This window comes from Eudoraea sp., assembly GCF_049669105.1.
In the GTDB taxonomy this organism is placed as follows: Bacteria; Bacteroidota; Bacteroidia; order Flavobacteriales; family Flavobacteriaceae; genus Eudoraea.
On sequence record NZ_JBATKE010000170.1, the window covers coordinates 1 to 17,064 of the forward strand.

13 protein-coding genes and 1 pseudogene are annotated in these 17,064 nt (G+C 38.3%); 9 read left to right on the forward strand and 5 right to left on the reverse strand.

All coding sequences use genetic code 11. From position 1 onward, the window contains the following. Positions 1 to 2,414, forward strand: a 2,414-nt coding sequence (locus tag WBM60_RS13535) for an AsmA-like C-terminal region-containing protein (protein WP_424283189.1), incomplete at its 5' end; no start/stop codon positions are given. Positions 2,415 to 2,506: 92 nt separating this feature from the next. Here WBM60_RS13535 and WBM60_RS13540 read toward each other — a convergent pair. The 4 genes from WBM60_RS13540 to WBM60_RS13555 all read right to left on the reverse strand — a co-directional run bounded on the left by WBM60_RS13540 (position 2,507) and on the right by WBM60_RS13555 (position 5,861). Beyond that, positions 2,507 to 3,826 (reverse strand): prolyl oligopeptidase family serine peptidase, encoded by a 1,320-nt coding sequence (locus tag WBM60_RS13540; protein ID WP_424261751.1) that lies wholly within the window; start codon positions 3,824 to 3,826, stop codon positions 2,507 to 2,509. Positions 3,827 to 3,878: 52 nt separating this feature from the next. Next, a complete protein-coding gene (locus WBM60_RS13545) occupies positions 3,879 to 4,454 on the reverse strand; it encodes a YceI family protein (protein ID WP_424261753.1) in 576 nt (191 codons plus the stop codon). A 31-nt stretch (positions 4,455 to 4,485) separates the two neighbouring features. Further along, a complete protein-coding gene (locus WBM60_RS13550; protein ID WP_424279884.1) occupies positions 4,486 to 5,151 on the reverse strand; it encodes an O-methyltransferase in 666 nt (221 codons plus the stop codon). A 200-nt stretch (positions 5,152 to 5,351) separates the two neighbouring features. After that, positions 5,352 to 5,861: a PepSY domain-containing protein gene (locus WBM60_RS13555; RefSeq protein ID WP_424261757.1), complete on the reverse strand. Its 510-nt coding sequence runs from the start codon at positions 5,859 to 5,861 to the stop codon at positions 5,352 to 5,354. Between the two features lie 257 nt (positions 5,862 to 6,118). Here WBM60_RS13555 and WBM60_RS13560 point away from each other — a divergent pair, with 257 nt between their 5' ends. From WBM60_RS13560 to WBM60_RS13570, 3 genes are read left to right on the forward strand one after another with little or no spacing between them, the layout of a single operon-like run. Continuing rightward, on the forward strand, positions 6,119 to 7,141 hold the full coding sequence (locus tag WBM60_RS13560; RefSeq protein WP_424283190.1) for a sensor histidine kinase: 1,023 nt from the start codon (positions 6,119 to 6,121) through the stop codon (positions 7,139 to 7,141). Continuing rightward, the gene (locus tag WBM60_RS13565; RefSeq protein ID WP_424276175.1) at positions 7,138 to 7,842 is read left to right on the forward strand and encodes a LytR/AlgR family response regulator transcription factor; all 705 of its coding nucleotides are present in this window, start codon (positions 7,138 to 7,140) and stop codon (positions 7,840 to 7,842) included. The genes WBM60_RS13560 and WBM60_RS13565 overlap by 4 nt, the downstream gene beginning before the upstream one ends. Before the next feature lie 14 nt (positions 7,843 to 7,856). Then, positions 7,857 to 8,741: a dienelactone hydrolase family protein gene (locus tag WBM60_RS13570; RefSeq protein WP_424276176.1), complete on the forward strand. Its 885-nt coding sequence runs from the start codon at positions 7,857 to 7,859 to the stop codon at positions 8,739 to 8,741. Positions 8,742 to 8,871: 130 nt separating this feature from the next. Here WBM60_RS13570 and WBM60_RS13575 read toward each other — a convergent pair whose 3' ends face one another. After that, the gene (locus tag WBM60_RS13575; protein WP_424283191.1) at positions 8,872 to 10,503 is read right to left on the reverse strand and encodes a carboxylesterase/lipase family protein; all 1,632 of its coding nucleotides are present in this window, start codon (positions 10,501 to 10,503) and stop codon (positions 8,872 to 8,874) included. Between the two features lie 96 nt (positions 10,504 to 10,599). Between WBM60_RS13575 and WBM60_RS13580 the strand changes: the two genes are divergently transcribed. The 5 genes and pseudogenes from WBM60_RS13580 to WBM60_RS13600 all read left to right on the forward strand — a co-directional run. Beyond that, complete coding sequence (locus tag WBM60_RS13580; protein ID WP_424276312.1) at positions 10,600 to 11,316, forward strand: NUDIX hydrolase; 717 nt, start codon at positions 10,600 to 10,602, stop codon at positions 11,314 to 11,316. A 49-nt stretch (positions 11,317 to 11,365) separates the two neighbouring features. Continuing rightward, on the forward strand, positions 11,366 to 12,244 hold the full coding sequence (locus WBM60_RS13585) for a sugar phosphate isomerase/epimerase family protein (RefSeq protein ID WP_424259693.1): 879 nt from the start codon (positions 11,366 to 11,368) through the stop codon (positions 12,242 to 12,244). 33 nt (positions 12,245 to 12,277) lie between these two features. Further along, complete coding sequence (locus WBM60_RS13590) at positions 12,278 to 13,894, forward strand: carboxylesterase/lipase family protein (RefSeq protein ID WP_424259694.1); 1,617 nt, start codon at positions 12,278 to 12,280, stop codon at positions 13,892 to 13,894. A 22-nt stretch (positions 13,895 to 13,916) separates the two neighbouring features. Beyond that, a complete protein-coding gene (locus WBM60_RS13595; RefSeq protein WP_424276310.1) occupies positions 13,917 to 16,229 on the forward strand; it encodes a glycoside hydrolase family 3 N-terminal domain-containing protein in 2,313 nt (770 codons plus the stop codon). A gap of 176 nt (positions 16,230 to 16,405) precedes the next feature. Then, positions 16,406 to 17,064 (forward strand): annotated as a pseudogene (locus WBM60_RS13600) (alpha-L-arabinofuranosidase C-terminal domain-containing protein); the annotation flags it as partial.

Sequence of the window (17,064 nt, forward strand, 5' to 3'; positions counted from 1 at the left end):
TGAGATGGGAAGATTTTATGAATATTTTTGCGAATTCCAATAAAGGACCTAAAGACAAAGTAAAACAACCTGCATATGTAATACGGGACATAGCAAGAAAAATTTATTTAAAATTTAATCCTTCAGTTGCCGTGGATATTAAGGAATTTGGTTATGAATCCTTTCAATTGACTAATTTCTTTACAGATTTGACCTTTAGTGATGTGAATCATCTTCATCTTTACAATACGACTTTTGACATAAGTGATGGTACTGTTAAACTCAAAGCCGATCTGGACCTTGAACAACCTAAGCAAATATTAATCAATGCCGATATTGATGCATCAGGCACGCCCGAAATTTTGAATGACATTTTTAATAATGATACCTTCTTTTTTAAAGGGGGTAGCTTTTCTTTGACTGGACAAGTTTATGGAGACGTACTCCAAATGGATGATTTTTTAAATGCATTAAATGGCACGATCAGGCTAAACAACAGCAACATCTATTACCAACCCATTAATCTTACAGTGCCTATTAATTTGCTGGATGTGGAAATTGACAACAATTTGGCTGTCCTCAATTCTCTGGAAATAGGGATAGGAGAGGAAGATAAATTAAATTTCTCCGGAAGACTGGAGAATTTTGGTGCATTTCTTTCTTCAACTAATACAGATCAGGTTGATACCTATATAAATCTTCAGTCGGATAGACTGCAATGGGAAGATTTTTTATCGGTTTTTCAAAAAGGAATAAAAAAAGAAAAGAAAAATTCTGTCACATCCATTAATAAGAGCATCAAGGAAACCTTGAGGGGGCTTTATACAAAGTTTAATCCCAAATTAGGAATAACCATTGATAGATTTGAATATAAAGATCTGATAGTCTTGGAAAATTTTTTTACCGGTTTAGAATTTGACGGCCAAAATAGTTTGGTTCTGGAGGAAAGTGGTTTTGATTTCAATAAAAAAACTAAAGTAGAATTTACAGCTAAGTTAGATATATCCGAATCTGTTGGAACAAATATAAATATGGACTTCAGGGCCTTTGGTGATCCTACCCAACTAAATGAAATACTAAACTATGACACTTTTTTACTTCAAGGGGGAGATATAGAAATTACAGCTAAAGCCTCAGGTGATATTGAAAACATAAATGAATTGGTATCATCCGCTTCAGCCATGATTAAGATTGAGAATAGTGCTTTAATGCATAACCCAAGTAAAGTGAGTATTCCGTTTAGTATTCTTGAAATAGACGTTAAAAATGATGATGCCATCCTAAAAGCTTTAAATATTGAATTGGCATCAGGAGATAGAATAAAACTCCACGGAGAATTAAAGAATATTACCTCAATTGTGCCAGAAATTAGTGCCAATTACGAAAGAATGAGTTCAAACCTTAATATCTATTCCAAAAAGCTACGTTTTAGTGACTTTTTGGATCTTTTCAATAATGTAGATGCTGAGAAAAAAGTAAAAAATTCAAATCGCAATCTGGCTTTAAAAAAAGTGGTGAAAGATTTTTACAATAAATACCAGCCGGAACTTTCCATTAATTTAGATGAATTCATATTTAACAAACTCATCATAAACAATTTCAATACGGGTTTTTATTTTGAAAATGAAGATCTGCTTTATCTGGAGAATACAGCTTTTGATTTTTATAAAGGCATGGTAACTCTTGATGCACATTTAGACATTACAGATCCACATGAAACTGGATTTTCAATTGGCTTTACCACCGATAATCTCGATCTGGAAAAGCTATTGATTTCCTTTGATTATTTTGATATCCCTTCAATAAAGGAAGCGGATAAAATAGATGGAAAAGTTAGTGTTGATGCTAGAATAGAAGGAGAATTATTAGATAGTACGGGTATAATCTCCAATTCTTTAAAAGGAACTATAGGGTTTGATCTCGAGGAAATGCAAATTAAAGGTTTTGATCCTATCATCAAAATTGGGAATATCATTTTTAAGAAAAAACGTTTTGAGGATATTCGGTTCGGGTCCATTGAAAATATCCTTTATGTTGCAAATAATACGGTAGAATTCCCCTTAATGGAGGTGCAATCCACCGCATTAGATTTTTTTGTTACCGGGCATTTAGGTTTTGATGATGTTCCCACCAGCCTGTGGACTGCAATACCATTATCCAATTTTAAAAATAGGGATATCGACAATATTCCAAAAAAAACAGAATATATGGAAGCCGGTAAAAAGATATATATAGAGGCTAAAAGTAAAGATAAGGACATCGATAAAACTCAATACAAGCTGCACTTATCTGAAAAAAAATATTTTAAGGAAAGGGACTCGCTTAGTGAATACCGAATAATGATGAAAGAGAATAGGTTGTTAAGAAGAAAATATAAGCGGGACACCAGGGCAGATGAAAAATTACAAAAGGCGGATTCGATTATAATAAATTAATTATGTAATTGAATTTCCTCGTTAAAGATTCCAAAACAATTTTAAGAAATTAACATCCGGAGCTCAATTTTTCACTCTCAGTCCGTACATTCCTAATTACTTTGAGCCGCCAACCATTCCATAATAGTGACAGGCCTGTTATTAAGCTTTACGGGTAATCCGTCAAAATCAAAATTGGCGTGGTTTGCGTGTGAATAGATCCACGACCAATGCCCATTGTAATAATAATTATCGCCACCAAAAAATCCCGTAATATCGGTAACATGCTCATAGAAAGAAAAATGAACGTTTTCGGCACCCGCCCCAATTAAACGATTGTAAACCGGAACAACCGTCTTTTCTGGTATAGTAGTACCATCGTCCTTGGAATGTACAAACCAGATAGGTACATCCTTTATTAATTGTATTTGCTCATCGGTAATGTATTGCGATTGATAGGCCAACGCACTGATATATCCTGCGGCAAAGTAATCAGGATAAAGAAGTATCAGTTTAAGAGCCATGTAGCCACCATTAGAACAACCCCCTACATAGATCCTGTCAGGATCTATTTTAGGATTCGCCGAAACATAATTCTTAATCAATTCCATTAGACCTTTATTATAAATGTCGTCTTCCCGTCCATGTGTGGTCACCCCTTCGCTGTTGTGCATCCATGCCCCGGGGCATTGCGGTGCCAGTACATAAGCCCCTCCAAAATAGGATTGAATCTCATCGGATGCATAATTTGCAGCACGGTTAGCTATTATGGGAATGCTTGGATCTGTACCCCCTTCCCCTCCACCATGTAACCAAATAATTAAGGGGGATTTTTCATTAGTTGTCTCGGGAGAAAAGGAAGCATAAGACATGGTGATATCATTACTGTCTTTAAAAATTCCAGTAAGGTCAAAGGAATCTATGAGCTGCCTAATACGGTCAATTTCTTTATCCCAAACCTTATTTGAGGGTTTATGGGTAATGGAAAGTTTGTAATCGATCCAATAATTCCCCCGGTATTTATCGTTACGGATATATTGAATGGGGGATCCTATGGCCAGATCTGGGCCAACTGCTAAAACAAGGGTAATGTGATTGCCACTTTGAAGTCTGTTCCCTTTACTATCTGAGACATAGGCAAAATTTACTGTTCTTTCGCCGGATGCCAATTCAGGAGGAATCTGGGTATATTCAGTATGGCGTCTGGCACTAACAGCATAATCCCCGGCACTCACTTCGGAAACCTGTTCGTCCATTGAAAGTACTATTCTGCTTACTGCAGGACCCCAATCATATCCCTCAATAATCATAGTATATTCCCTACCCTGGGTTGTTGTAATTGGCAACTTTTCGGTGGCAACTTCTTTTGCCAGCAAGCTCAAAGGAATATGCGTTAACACTAATATCAATAGAGTAAAAAGAGTGTTTTTCATTAGGTCTTCTTTTGCGTTTATATGCTGATTAAATAGTTATAGCTCTTATAAATTAATAACTCTTATTGAATTCACCGGTTATTCTCAAACCCACTTCATCACTAACGGACAAAGTGGAAAGATTTTCACCCACTCCAAAAGCCTGTCTCATTAAACTACCAATTGCTTTAAAACCAAGTTCATGTCGTTTAGCACGATCGTTCTTCACAGGGCCAACAAGCCAGATATCCAGTGTAATTGGAAGTGTATTTCCTTTAATAATCATATCACCTGTTACTTTGTAATGCTCCCCCGCTATCTGACTGAAAGAAGTACTTTTAAAACTCATAACAGGATATTTTTCTGCATCAAAAATATCAGCACTTTTAAGATGTTTATCCCTGTTCTCATTTTCTGTGTTGATGCTTGCAGTTTTAGCGGAAAACTCAAAAACCGCATCAGAAAAATCATCTTTTGTAGTTTTCATTGTGGCCTCAAACTCCCTAAAAAAGCCATCAACTTCCGAAATCATATGATGTGTTACAGTAAATCTGATCCTGGAATGCCCGGGATCTAAAGTCCAAACATCCTGTCCTAAAACAGTAAGTATTGGAAAAACCAATATCAGAATTAATACAATTTTTCTCATTTTATTTATTTCTAGTTTGTTTTCAGTTATTTCATTTTTTATAACTAATAGAAAGTCCACCGCCAGAACTATCCACCGTAGTCGTGTAGTTAGCTAGAGCTAATACATACTCCAGAAACTCTGTTGTACCAGAAATTCCTCTTTTGCCTTGAGCACTGATATTATGTGCGGTGAAACATCCTCCTGATACCAATTTTGGATTAATGTCCTTAAAATAGTTGGTGTACCATCCCTTGTCAGCATCACTAAAAACAAAATCAAAAGGACCGGGTAATTCTTTAACCAGTTCATGGGCATTAGCGAGTCTGGCATCAATATATTCAGACAACCCTGCTTCTTTAAAATTATCTAGCGCTTCTTTATGCCTGTCCTCATCTATTTCAACGGTAATTAACTTACCCCCTGTTTTGCTTAAAGCCCAGGCAATCCAGATGGAGGAATGACCGGTAGAAGTACCAATTTCCAAGCCTTTGGTATAACCATTTTTCAAGATAATATCGTAAAGAAGCTCTCCGTCTGAAGCGGGAACATTTAAATCGCGCCAATGATTTCTTTTACTTTTCAGAAATGCTTCCACTTTCATGTCCAACTCGGTATTAGTCGCAGAATCTTGAGCCAGAGTACAATTCGATGGAAAAATCAAGGTGATAAAGAAAAAGAAAACCGGCCAAAAGATAGGTGTTAAAATTCTTCTCATAATCGAAATACAATTGTTACTACAATATAAGGTTTACTGCCTAAACCGGAAAGTTGATTTTCTCAACGACAGGACTTACCCGCTGAACGACATGTCTTCGTCGTTTTAAATCAGATCGAGTTTTTACAAGACCTTTTATGTTCCTTTAATTACTATCATTCCACTATCTAGAAGTTCTCTTTCCAAATATTAATTACGACTTACACAAAAAGTAAAATCACCGTAAGTAACATGCCTCCCAATGCAAAGTAGAGTCCCTTTTTGAATATCGGCGTTTTGGGTCTGAACATCCAAAAAGCGGAAACGGAGAAGAACAATAGTGCGATTCCGAAAATGATATTCAGCCAATACAATGGGTGCCCGGAATGCATCTTATGCAAATTGTTCATATTGTCCAAAATAACAGGCATCTTCATTTCGGTATAACTAGATTGTCCGGTAATTTTATTATAAGTACCTCCTTTAAAGTAAACAATGTCACCTTCTTGCTTCTCTATTTTAAAACCTCTCTTACCCAGGGCTGAACCAAGGGCCTCGGCTTCCAAGCCAATCCCCAGCTTTTTCTCTATCTGTACCTCCTTTTTTAAGAAGTCGGTATTTCTAAATGTTAATACTATACCACTAATGGCGTAAACCGCCATAATACCTGCTAAAAAGAACCCCAAATACCTGTGATAAGTACGCATGTTCTGTTCTGTTTTTCTTCCCATAATAAAAATGACTTTTAAAAATTAATATCTCCGTATATATAAATCACCTGTTAAGATGTAATTTTCCTGATTCAAAGATCTGTTTACAAATAATGCTGAAGAAAAATTCTACTGTGAACGACATAAGATTTCCAGTGAACTGTTAGCTTTAATCTTAAAGTAGAAAAATTGTCGTTAACGGGTATGTTTCTGCCGTTCACATCCGACCATTTTTGGAAATGCATCTATTAGTTTAGATTTGCAGTATTAGCATGATTATGAATAAGATAACTTCAAATATAGGTTGGCAAGAACTCTTCTTTCAATTTGTATTATATCTATTGGTACTTCTCTTCTATTCCTTTGACAGGAATGATCCGGGTATTACCCTGGCACAGGTGATTTTCTTTTTAGTCTATGCTTGTGCATCAGTATTTATCACTTACTTTTTGATGCCTAAGTTCTTATATAAAAAGGAATATTGGCATTTTTTTGGTATGGTCATTTTGGTTCTTTTACTCGTAATTGTGATAGAAGAATTATTGGAAGTCGTATTTTATCCGGGTACCCGAAGAGCAGCGATAGTTCCTGGAATATACTATGCCATTTTTGACGTTCTCCCTATAATCGCAATCTTATCGGGATTTAAATTTGCATGGGATGCAATAGGTAAACAACGTGAATTGGAAAAATTGAAAACATCTATTCAGGAAAGTGAGCTTCAATTTTTAAAGTCTCAGATAAATCCACACTTTTTATTCAATAACCTAAATAATCTGTATTCGTACGCTATAGAACTTTCTCCTAAAACTCCTGCCATAATTTTGGAATTAAGTTCTGTCCTACGCTATATGCTCTATGAATGTAAAGAAAGATTTGTCCCCTTATCTAAAGAAATTGAACAACTGGAAAATTTCACACAATTAAATGAGCTACAGATTGAGGAAAGGGGAAAAGTCAATTTTAAAGCAATAAATATTGCGAGCGGTTATCAAATAGCCCCGTTAATCCTCCTGGTCTTCATCGAAAATGCCTTTAAACATAGTCAGTCAGGTCAGTCCAGTAATATTATCATAGATATTGAGATTAAAATGGAAGGAAACACCTTATTCTTTAATTGTAAGAACAATTTTCAGCCTGTATCCACTTCCGAAAATCTAACCAAAGGTATTGGGTTGGAAAATGTAAAAAAACGATTGCAATTGCTATACCCCAAAGCGCATGAATTAAAAATTAAAGAATCCTCAGATCAATTTGAAGTTAATTTGAAGATGGAGTTGCAGAAAATAAGTTTGAAATGAATTGTATAATTATTGAAGATCAGCCTCCAGCTCAGCGTATCCTTAAAAAATTTATAGAGGATATAGGCTCCTTGCAGCTCAAAGGAGTTTTTTCAGATGCCATTCAAGCCATGGAATTTTTAAAATCCAATTCTGTGGATCTTATGTTCCTGGACATTCATTTGCCAAAAATTTCAGGGATAGATTTTTTGAGAACAATGCCAAATCCACCTTATGTCATATTAACAACTGCCTTTTCAGATTATGCCCTGGAGAGTTATGAATTAAATGTGGTTGATTATTTATTAAAACCTTTTTCTTTCCAGCGTTTTGTAAAAGCAGTCTCCAAAATACCTTCAAGTAATGGTGTAAAACATTCGGAAGAAACACATTCTAGTAATCAGGAAAATCGCAAAGAAATTTTTATCAAGTCAGGATATGAACATATAAAAATCGCCGTCAAGGATATTATTTATATTAAATCTGATGCGGATTATACAGAAATTATAACCTCTGAGAAAAAATACTTATCTTCAGAACCCCTTCGTTTTTGGGAACAAAATTTAAATCAAAAACACTTCTTTAGAACGCATAAGTCTTTTATTATAAATACCTCAAAAATTGAAAAAATAATCGGAAACCAGGTCTATTTGATTGGAAGTATTAAAGCTCCTATTGGACGTGCTTTTAAAGAAAATTTTATGAAAAGTCTATTGCAGTAAATAAAAATACTATTATGAAAAAACTTAAAAAAGAAGATATTAAACAGGAAGTCTTTGACCTCTATGATGATTATGCACATAACAAATTACAGAGACGCGAATTTATTGAAAGACTATCTCTTTATGCCGTAGGTGGTATCACTATTTCATCTCTTATGAGCTTTATGATGCCCAATTACAAGGATACCATGCTGGTACCACCCAATGATCCCAGGTTGGAATCGGAATATATTAATTATGAATCTTCCAAAGGTGGTGGAACCATTAAGGGGCTTCTCTCTAAGCCCAAGGATGCTAAAGGAAAATTGCCTGGCATTGTTGTAGTACACGAAAACAGGGGGCTGAACCCCTATATTGAAGACACGGCGAGAATGGCAGCTTTGGAAGGTTTCATAACTCTGGCACCAGATGCACTTACACCTCTTGGCGGATATCCGGGTAATGACGATAAAGGCCGGGAAATGCAGCGAGAACGTGACCGATATGAAATGCTTGAAGATTTTATTGCCGCCTATGAATTCTTAAAAGCCCACGAGGGATGCAATGGTAAAATTGGGGTAGTTGGTTTTTGCTTTGGCGGATGGATTTCAAATATGATGGCCGTGAAAGTTCCTGGACTCTCAGCAGCCGTACCTTTTTACGGTGGACAGCCTAAAGAAGATATCGATAAAATAAATGCGCCTTTAATGTTGCAATACGCCGGATTGGATACAAGAGTTAATGAAGGCTGGCCAGCTTATGAAGAGGCATTAAAATCAAATAACAAGGAATATGAGGCCTATATCTATCCTGATGTAAATCATGGTTTTCACAATACAACTACGCCGCGCTATGACAAAGAAGCGGCCGAATTGGCCTGGAAACGTACCATTGATTTTTTTAATAAAAACCTAAAGTAAAGGCAGACTATTTATATATGAGCACTGCCAAATGAGGGCTCTTTAAAATCAATAGTTAAGATAAAAAACCTGCCGGATGGCAGGTTTTTTGTTTTTTATTGTTTGATTTCAGATCTTCTAACCTACCTTCTCAATTTCCATAAGTCTTATCCAAAAATTCATAACGAGCATCATTGCTGGCGTTTTTGGCAACACTTTCTGTATTAATAATCATTATCGGCGGGTTGGCATCATTAGCTTCTGAAGAGGGCCACTCGGCCAGATTTTCCCCATTTGGATTCCCTGTTTTGATGAAATTCGCAAAATAATTTTGCATAGTTTCAGAAACTTTAAAATCATCTTCTGTCCAGACATAGTCGTCTACCAAATGTAAGTTTCCCATGCAATATTCAATTTCACAGGCATGCGGAGCTCCAATGGCTTCCGGCTTTACCGGGGCATCGGAATCTTTTTTTACCGTACCCCCCGCTAAACCTGAAGTAAGGGTCTTATCCTTTAAAGGGGGACGCAATTTACTATACTGATAGCGGTAAACTTTTTGATCGCTGTTTTTTCTGTGCAGATCAAACCATTTCCAGGTACTGTAAGCTATAAATCGATCCGAGGCCAGGTCTGTCGCAGATCTTTCTATTTCCTGCACTGAACCATGAGGATATAGTTTTAAAACCTCATCATGCGTTTCCGGATATGCTTCTTTAACCTTTGCTAAATAATTTTCCTCAGTATAGGGTTGCCCCTGCATAAAAGCCATCCCCGGAATTTCAGCAGAATTCCATCCCAATAATAAAGGCACCATAGCCTGTTGTTTGCTTTCAAATATTTCGGGTAGGGATTTTGGCAAGAAATAGCCATCGATTACGGCAGGAAAACCGAACCTTTTGGATTCATTGTATAATTCATAAACCTCTCTTGTACTTAGTTTTCTTAATTGGGCCAGGCTGGGGTATCCCGCTTTTTCGGCAAATTCTAATCCAGTATTTTCGGCTTCCTTCAAAGATACCGGAGCCATTGTTGGCTTAATTCCTGCTCCGCTTTCCCCAATAGCACCGGCAATCAAATTTTTGGAAAGCGGCGAGGCCATCTGTTGGCTTACCCCAATGGATCCGGCCGATTCTCCTGCGATAGTAATTTTATTGGGATTACCCCCGAAGGCAGCAATGTTCTTGTGCACCCATTTCAAGGCGGCATTTTGATCCAGCAATCCATAGTTTCCTGAAGCTCCGTAGGGTGCTTCAGCACTTAGTTCCGGGTGCGCAAAGAACCCAAAAATATTCAATCGGTAATTTGTGGTAACCACAACCATCCCTTTTTTCGCCATACTCTCCCCATCATACCGATATTCTGAGGCATCACCTGCAACATTTCCACCGCCAAAGAAATAAACCAATACGGGCAGGTCTTTGGTATTTCTGGTAGCAGGTGTCCAAATGTTTAAATAAAGGCAATCTTCGCTAAGACCCTTTGAGCGCGATTTCATATCACCAAATACCAGTGTTTGCATGGGACGCGGCCCAAATTCCTTGGTTTTCTTTACGCCCTCCCAATTGTCCAAAGGTTGTGGTGCCTTCCACCGCAAATCACCTATCGGTGGTTTGGCAAAAGGAACTCCAAAATAAGTTTGAATACCTGTGTGCGTATCATAATTACCTTCAATAATCCCGTTTTCAACCTGCACCTTAACGGGAAAGGCATTATCATTCTGAGCTACACTAACAGAACCTATAAGTATCAAAAAAATAGAAAAAATCAAGGCTGTTTTCATTGGATATAATGTTAAAGTTTTATTATTGTCTCATTTTGTTACAATAATACTTTTTTTTCTTGATATTTTATCATTTATTTGGATAAATTTTAATTCTTGATAGAGAAAAAAAAAAGGAAACTGCTTGACGGTAAGGATTATATACCTCATCTGGCCTATGATTCGGTCATCTTTGGATTTAATGGGGAGCAATTAAAAATACTGGTTCTGGAGTACCACAATACGAATTTCTTCGCCCTCCCGGGTGGCTTCGTAAAGCGAACTGAAAACTTGGATGATGCCGTACAAAGGGGTCTAAGGGAACGAACCGGATTGGATAATATTTATTTGGAACAGTTTCATACGTTTGGTACTATTTCACGGTCGGCACCTAAGACGATGAGAAAAATTTTAACGGAAAATAATTTTGAAGTGAAAGAGAACTACTGGATGTTCGACCGCTTTATTTCAGTGGCTTATTACGCTTTAATCAATTATGATGAAGTAAATCCAAAACCCGATGCACTTTCCGACAGTATTAATTGGTATGCCATTGATGAACTGCCTCCCTTAATGATGGATCATCAGGAAATCGTGGAAAAAGCACTGCAAGTACTCAGAGTTAATCTGGATAGAAAATTAATAAGCATGAATCTGTTGCCTCCTAAATTTACCATGAAGCAATTGCAGCAGGTATACGAAGCTATTTTAGGAGAAAAACTGCGTCGAACCAGTTTTCAACGCAAAATGCTGGCAATGGATATTCTGCAACGTCATGAAAAACTATTTCAGGGTAAAGCACATAAAGCACCTTATTTGTACAGTTTCAATTAACAGAATGAATATAATTATATAGCATCATAACGAATATTAAAAAACAATAATGAAAAAATTAAAGACTAAAACAACCTTAAAACTCCTATTCTCCGTTTTTCTTTTGTCCGGGACGTTTATGGTTAATGCACAAGAAAAATTTGGAGGTTTAGCACTATACACGGTAAGGGATGCCATGGAGTTGGATGCCCAGACTACTTTACAAGCAGTGTCAGATGCCGGATACAGCTATTTGGAAGCCGCCGGCTACAAGGATGGTAACTTCTACAATATGACACCCGGCGATTTCAAAAAACTATTGAATCAGTTAGGCTTAAAACCTGTTAGTAGCCATCAGAGTACGGTAACTATGGAGAATGCAGATGCCATGATTGCAGATGTTAAAGCGGCGGGATTTAAGTATTTTGTAATTCCTGTGCCTCCTATGGGGTTATTTAATTTTGATCGTGAAACCAGAACTATGAGTATGACAGGTGGTGCAGCCAATCTTGCCGAAATAGTCAATACCCTTGGTGAAAAATGCCATGCCGCCGGACTTGAATTGCTATACCATAACCATGATTTTGAATTTCAAAAAGATTCCGATGGCATTGTGCCTATAGATTATTTGCTGGAACATTGCGATCCCAAATATGTAAATTTTCAAATGGACCTGTATTGGGTTACCAAAGCAGGAGCAGATCCTGTGGCTTATTTTGAGAAATATCCCGGACGCTTTAAAATCTGGCATGTAAAGGACATGGATGAGCAAGGCAGGTTTGCACCGGTAGGTAATGGAAATATTAATTTTGCCCGTATCCTTGAAAATAAAAAACTGTCTGGCATGAAATATTACATGGTGGAACAGGACATGACCTTTGATGGCCTGAAACCACTTGAAGCCATGAAGATAAGCCATGAAGGATTGAGAAAAATTGGATTTAAATAAAACAATATTTATAGGAATACTAATATTAGAAAAATGAAAAAAATTAATCTACATCTAATGGGCCTGGTCCTGTTTTTAATGACCATTTCTCTTTCTGCCCAGGAAGTCATTACCGGTGAGAACATCGCCGTGACTAATACAGAATCAGGGAAAGTACGAGGGTATATACACGATGGCACCTATATCTATAAAGGAATCCCCTATGCCAAAGCAGAGCGTTTTATGGCTCCAACAAAAGCTGATTCCTGGGAAGGTGTTAGAAGTTCAACCATGTACGGGCCTGTGGCGCCACTTATGACGCCTACAACACAGGTTAGGGATGAACCTGAGTTTGTTTTTGACCATGACTGGGGATATCCCAATGAAGACTGCCTTCGAATCAATATCTGGACGCCAAGTATTGACGATGGTAAAAAAAGGCCGGTTCTGTTTTGGATCCACGGCGGCGGTTTCACTGCTGGTTCCAGTCAGGAATTACCTTCTACTGATGGAGAAAACTTAAGTAAAAAAGGAGACGTGGTGGTTGTTTCTATTAACCACCGTCTTAATATTTTAGGCTTTTTAGATCTATCTGCTTACGGGGATAAATACAAGCATTCTGCAAATAATAGCATTATAGATATCGTGGCCGCACTCGAATGGGTAAAGAACAATGTTGAAAATTTTGGAGGCGACGCGGGTAATGTAACCATTTTTGGACAATCTGGCGGTGGGGCCAAAGTAAATACGCTTATGGCTATGCCTAAAGCCAAGGGTCTTTTCCATAAGGCCATCAATCAAAGCGGGTCTTTCCGTACTGCAATGTTGGAAAAAAACGAAACACAGGCCATTACAGCAGAGGTAATTTCCAATCTTGGATTAAATGAAAATCAGGTGGATAGCCTGCAGAACATCCCTTTTGAAATTTTAAGTGCGGCTGGTACCAAAGCGCTAAAGACGATTGAAGAAAAAATGAAGGCCGAAGGTAAACCTGTAATCGGGTTTGGACTTAATTGGGGACCTAGCCGGGATGGGGAAGACCTGCCATATCAGTTGTATTCTAATGAAGCTTTTGATCTTTCCAAAGAAGTACCCTTATTAGTGGGAACAACAAAAAACGAATTTGCCCCTTTTGCAAATATGCGGTTTGTAAAAGCTTCTGAACAGCAAATAATGGAGCATATAAAGGAACAATACAAAGATAAGGCGGATGCCTATTTAAAGGCTGTCAAAAATGCTTATCCTAATGATACAGATCCAAAAGACTTAATTGACGTGGACGTAATGTTCCGTCCCGGGGCTGTTGATCAGGCTAACGAAAAATCCAAACTTCAAGATGGTGCACCGGTTTATATGTATCTTTTTACATGGCAATCTCCGGTTTGGGATGGTAAATATAAATCCTTGCATTGTATGGAATTGCCCTTCGTCTTTGACAATATCGAGAGGGGTAAAAATATGACAGGTGGTGGTCCGGCGGCACATGCTTTAGCGGAGAAAGTTAGCAATTCCTGGATCAATTTTGCCAGAACTGGAAATCCGAACCACGATGGTATTCCTGAGTGGCCGGCATATACTCCGACCAATACAGCTACCATGCACTTGGATAACACTTGCGTAGTAAAACCTCAATTGGACAAGGATTTATTCGAATTAGTAAGCAACAAATAAAAAGTACTTAAATATTAAAAACATGGATATACAAAAAAAATCAGTTATTGCATTTTGTTATGCCGTAGTATTGCTGTCTATATCTTGTAGCCCGAAATTTACCGAGGAAGACAAAGGTGATTATACTCTGGTAAAAAATGAAGGCGGAAAAACATTGGGCTATAGCCCCAATTCTGGCGTGAAATTATTAAATGTTGATCGCTATGCCTTTAAAGATTTGAGCAAGGATGGAAAATTGGATGCCTATGAGGATTGGCGATTACCCGCAGAAAAGCGGGCCCAAGACCTGGCGGGGAAAATGTCTTTAGAACAAATTGCCGGTTTGATGCTCTACAGTGGACATCAATCTATTCCGGCAGGTGGCAATAGGTTTTTTGGTCCCGCAACCTATGGAGGTAAACCATTTGCCGAAAGTGGTGCGGCACCAAGTGACCTTTCCGATGCACAACTAAAATTTCTGGAGGAAGACAATCTCCGACATGTGCTCATCACAAGAGTAGAGTCTCCGGCTATTGCTGCCAAATGGAACAACAATGCACAGGTATTGGTGGAAAAAATCGGCCTAGGAATCCCCATCAATTCAAGTTCAGACCCCCGGCATGGTAGTGATTCCTATGCAGAGTTCAATGCGGGTGCGGGTGGTGAAATATCAATGTGGCCGGGCACATTAGGGATCGCAGCTTCTTTTGATCCTGCTCTAATGTATCAATTTGGGGAAATTGGATCAAAAGAATACAGGGCACTGGGCATTGCTACTTCGTTGTCACCTCAAATAGATCTGGGAACAGAACCACGTTGGAACCGGTTTGATGGTACCATGGGCGAAGACCCGGATTTGGCCACGGATATGGCCAGGGCATATGTAGACGGATTTCAGTCTTCGGACAATGGAGTTGGTTGGGGGTATCAAAGTGTGAATGCCATGGTAAAACACTGGCCTGGAGGAGGTCCCGAAGAAGGGGGCAGGGACGGTCATTTTGGCTACGGGGCCTATGCGGTTTATCCGGGTAATAATTTAAAAGATCATTTACAACCATTTACTGAAGGTGCCTTTAAGTTACAAGGCCCTACTAAAATGGCTTCAGCTGTTATGCCTTACTATACCATCTCTTATGGGCAGGATACCAAGAATGGTGATAAAGTAGGTAATGGCTTCAACAAGTACCTGATTACCGATCTTTTAAGGGGCGAATATGGTTTTGATGGTGTGGTTTGTACAGACTGGGGGATCACCCGTGATGTAAGCGCTGTAGATTTATTTGAAGGCAAAAGCTGGGGGGTGGAAACCATGACCGTGGCCGAGCGCCATTATAAAGTAATTGAAGCCGGGGTAGACCAATTTGGTGGCAATAACGATATGGGACCCATTTTGGAAGCTTATAAAATAGGGGTCGCTGAACATGGGGAAGAATATATGCGTCAGCGATTTGAAAGCTCCGCGGTTCGTTTGCTGATGAACATTTTTAGGGTTGGACTTTTTGAGAATCCGTATCTGGATATCGAAGAAACTGAAAAAATAGTGGGGAATGCAGCATTTATGAAAGCTGGATTTGATGCCCAATTACGTTCAATTATTATGCTAAAAAACCATGAAAATACGCTGCCATTAAAAGCGAAGCAAAAAGTGTATGTTCCGCAAAGGTATATTGCTGCGAGCAGGAATTGGTTTGGAAGGGAGACCCCGGAGAAGTTGGAACACCCTTTTAATATGGAAGTTGTTACAAAGTATTTTGAAGTAGTAGAGGAACCATTAGAAGCAGATTTTGCTCTTGTTGGAATTACCAGTCCCAATACCGGGGTAGGTTATAATAGAGAAGATCTGGCTAAAGGCGGCAATGGCTATGTACCTATAAGTTTGCAGTATGGACCCTATACTGCCACAGATGCACGCGAGACCAGTTTGGCAGGTGGAAGTCCATTAGAAGATTTTACCAACCGTTCGTATAAGGGTAAATCCGTGACTGCTATTAATACTACCGACATGAAAATGGTAAACGAAACCAAATCAAAAATGGGAAACAAACCGGTTATTGTAGTTGTAAATATTTCCAATCCCATGGTATTTTCGGAAATTGAAAAGAGCTCCTCAGCTATTCTTGTTCATATGGGAGTTCAGGATCAGGCGTTGATGGAAATTATTACGGGTGAAGCAGAACCATCTGCACTATTACCTTTTCAAATGCCTTTGAATATGAAAACGGTAGAGGAACAATTTGAGGATATGCCAAGAGATATGTCGCCGTATGAAGATTCTAATGGCAATGTGTATGACTTTGCTTTTGGAATGAACTGGCAAGGTGTTATTAAAGACGAGAGAGTCGATAGGTATAAATAGAATAAAGCATAATCAGAATTTAAAGTTGTAAATTATTTTGACGCTAGTATTTCATTATATGGTATACTTAAAAATTTAATAGAATTTTATTTGTGATTCAGATAATTGGAACTGGTTGATCTCAAATAAGTTAAGCCGGTTCAATTTACAAAAGCGAAAACCTAAATGAAAAAGTCATGACTAAAATGAACTGTTATCCTTTATTGGCAATTCTCCTGATATGCTCAATTTCAGCAAAAGGACAAAAAACCAAGTTGGAAGTAGATGTCACCCATTCAATTGCGGAAATTCAACCCACTATGTATGGAATCTTCTTCGAGGATATCAATTTTGCTGCAGATGGCGGGGTGTACGCTGAAATGATCAAAAACCGGGGCTTTGAATTTGACAACCCCAAGATGGGCTGGCAGGAGCCCAACAGCAATTCCTATGGCTTTAATAAGAAGTCTGGTATTGCCAACATAATCAAGTCCAGCACCGATGCTTCCAGTAATAATTTCTGCCGGGTAAGCATAGAAAACGATAGTGGATACGTTTTAATAAACGAGGGCTTCCGGGGTATGGGCATCAAAAAAAACGCTAAATACAGGCTTTCCTTAATGACCAAAAATTCAAAGTTGGAAATTCAAAAGGTCCGCATCCATTTTGTAGACGAGACAGGGCAGGTTTTAGGGGAATGCAGCATCACACCTGCGGCCAGGGACTGGGAAACATATACTGCTACCCTTGTGGCTACGGAGACAAATCCAAAGGTTGTATTAAAAATCACCTTTGAAGGCACCGGGGTCATAGATTTGGATAATATTTCTCTTTTCCCCGTGAATACCTGGAAGGG

Bases quoted from the DNA above. Each gene is read 5' to 3' on its own strand.
- WBM60_RS13575 (WP_424283191.1), bottom strand. From the start codon at position 10,503: ATGAAAACAGCCTTGATTTTTTCTATTTTTTTGATACTTATAGGTTCT.
- WBM60_RS13550 (WP_424279884.1), bottom strand. From the start codon at position 5,151: ATGAGAAGAATTTTAACACCTATCTTTTGGCCGGTTTTCTTTTTCTTT.
- WBM60_RS13560 (WP_424283190.1), top strand. From the start codon at position 6,119: ATGAATAAGATAACTTCAAATATAGGTTGGCAAGAACTCTTCTTTCAA.
- WBM60_RS13595 (WP_424276310.1), top strand. From the start codon at position 13,917: ATGGATATACAAAAAAAATCAGTTATTGCATTTTGTTATGCCGTAGTA.
- WBM60_RS13570 (WP_424276176.1), top strand. From the start codon at position 7,857: ATGAAAAAACTTAAAAAAGAAGATATTAAACAGGAAGTCTTTGACCTC.
- WBM60_RS13585 (WP_424259693.1), top strand. From the start codon at position 11,366: ATGAAAAAATTAAAGACTAAAACAACCTTAAAACTCCTATTCTCCGTT.
- WBM60_RS13565 (WP_424276175.1), top strand. From the start codon at position 7,138: ATGAATTGTATAATTATTGAAGATCAGCCTCCAGCTCAGCGTATCCTT.
- WBM60_RS13555 (WP_424261757.1), bottom strand. From the start codon at position 5,861: ATGGGAAGAAAAACAGAACAGAACATGCGTACTTATCACAGGTATTTG.
- WBM60_RS13590 (WP_424259694.1), top strand. From the start codon at position 12,278: ATGAAAAAAATTAATCTACATCTAATGGGCCTGGTCCTGTTTTTAATG.
- WBM60_RS13540 (WP_424261751.1), bottom strand. From the start codon at position 3,826: ATGAAAAACACTCTTTTTACTCTATTGATATTAGTGTTAACGCATATT.
- WBM60_RS13545 (WP_424261753.1), bottom strand. From the start codon at position 4,454: ATGAGAAAAATTGTATTAATTCTGATATTGGTTTTTCCAATACTTACT.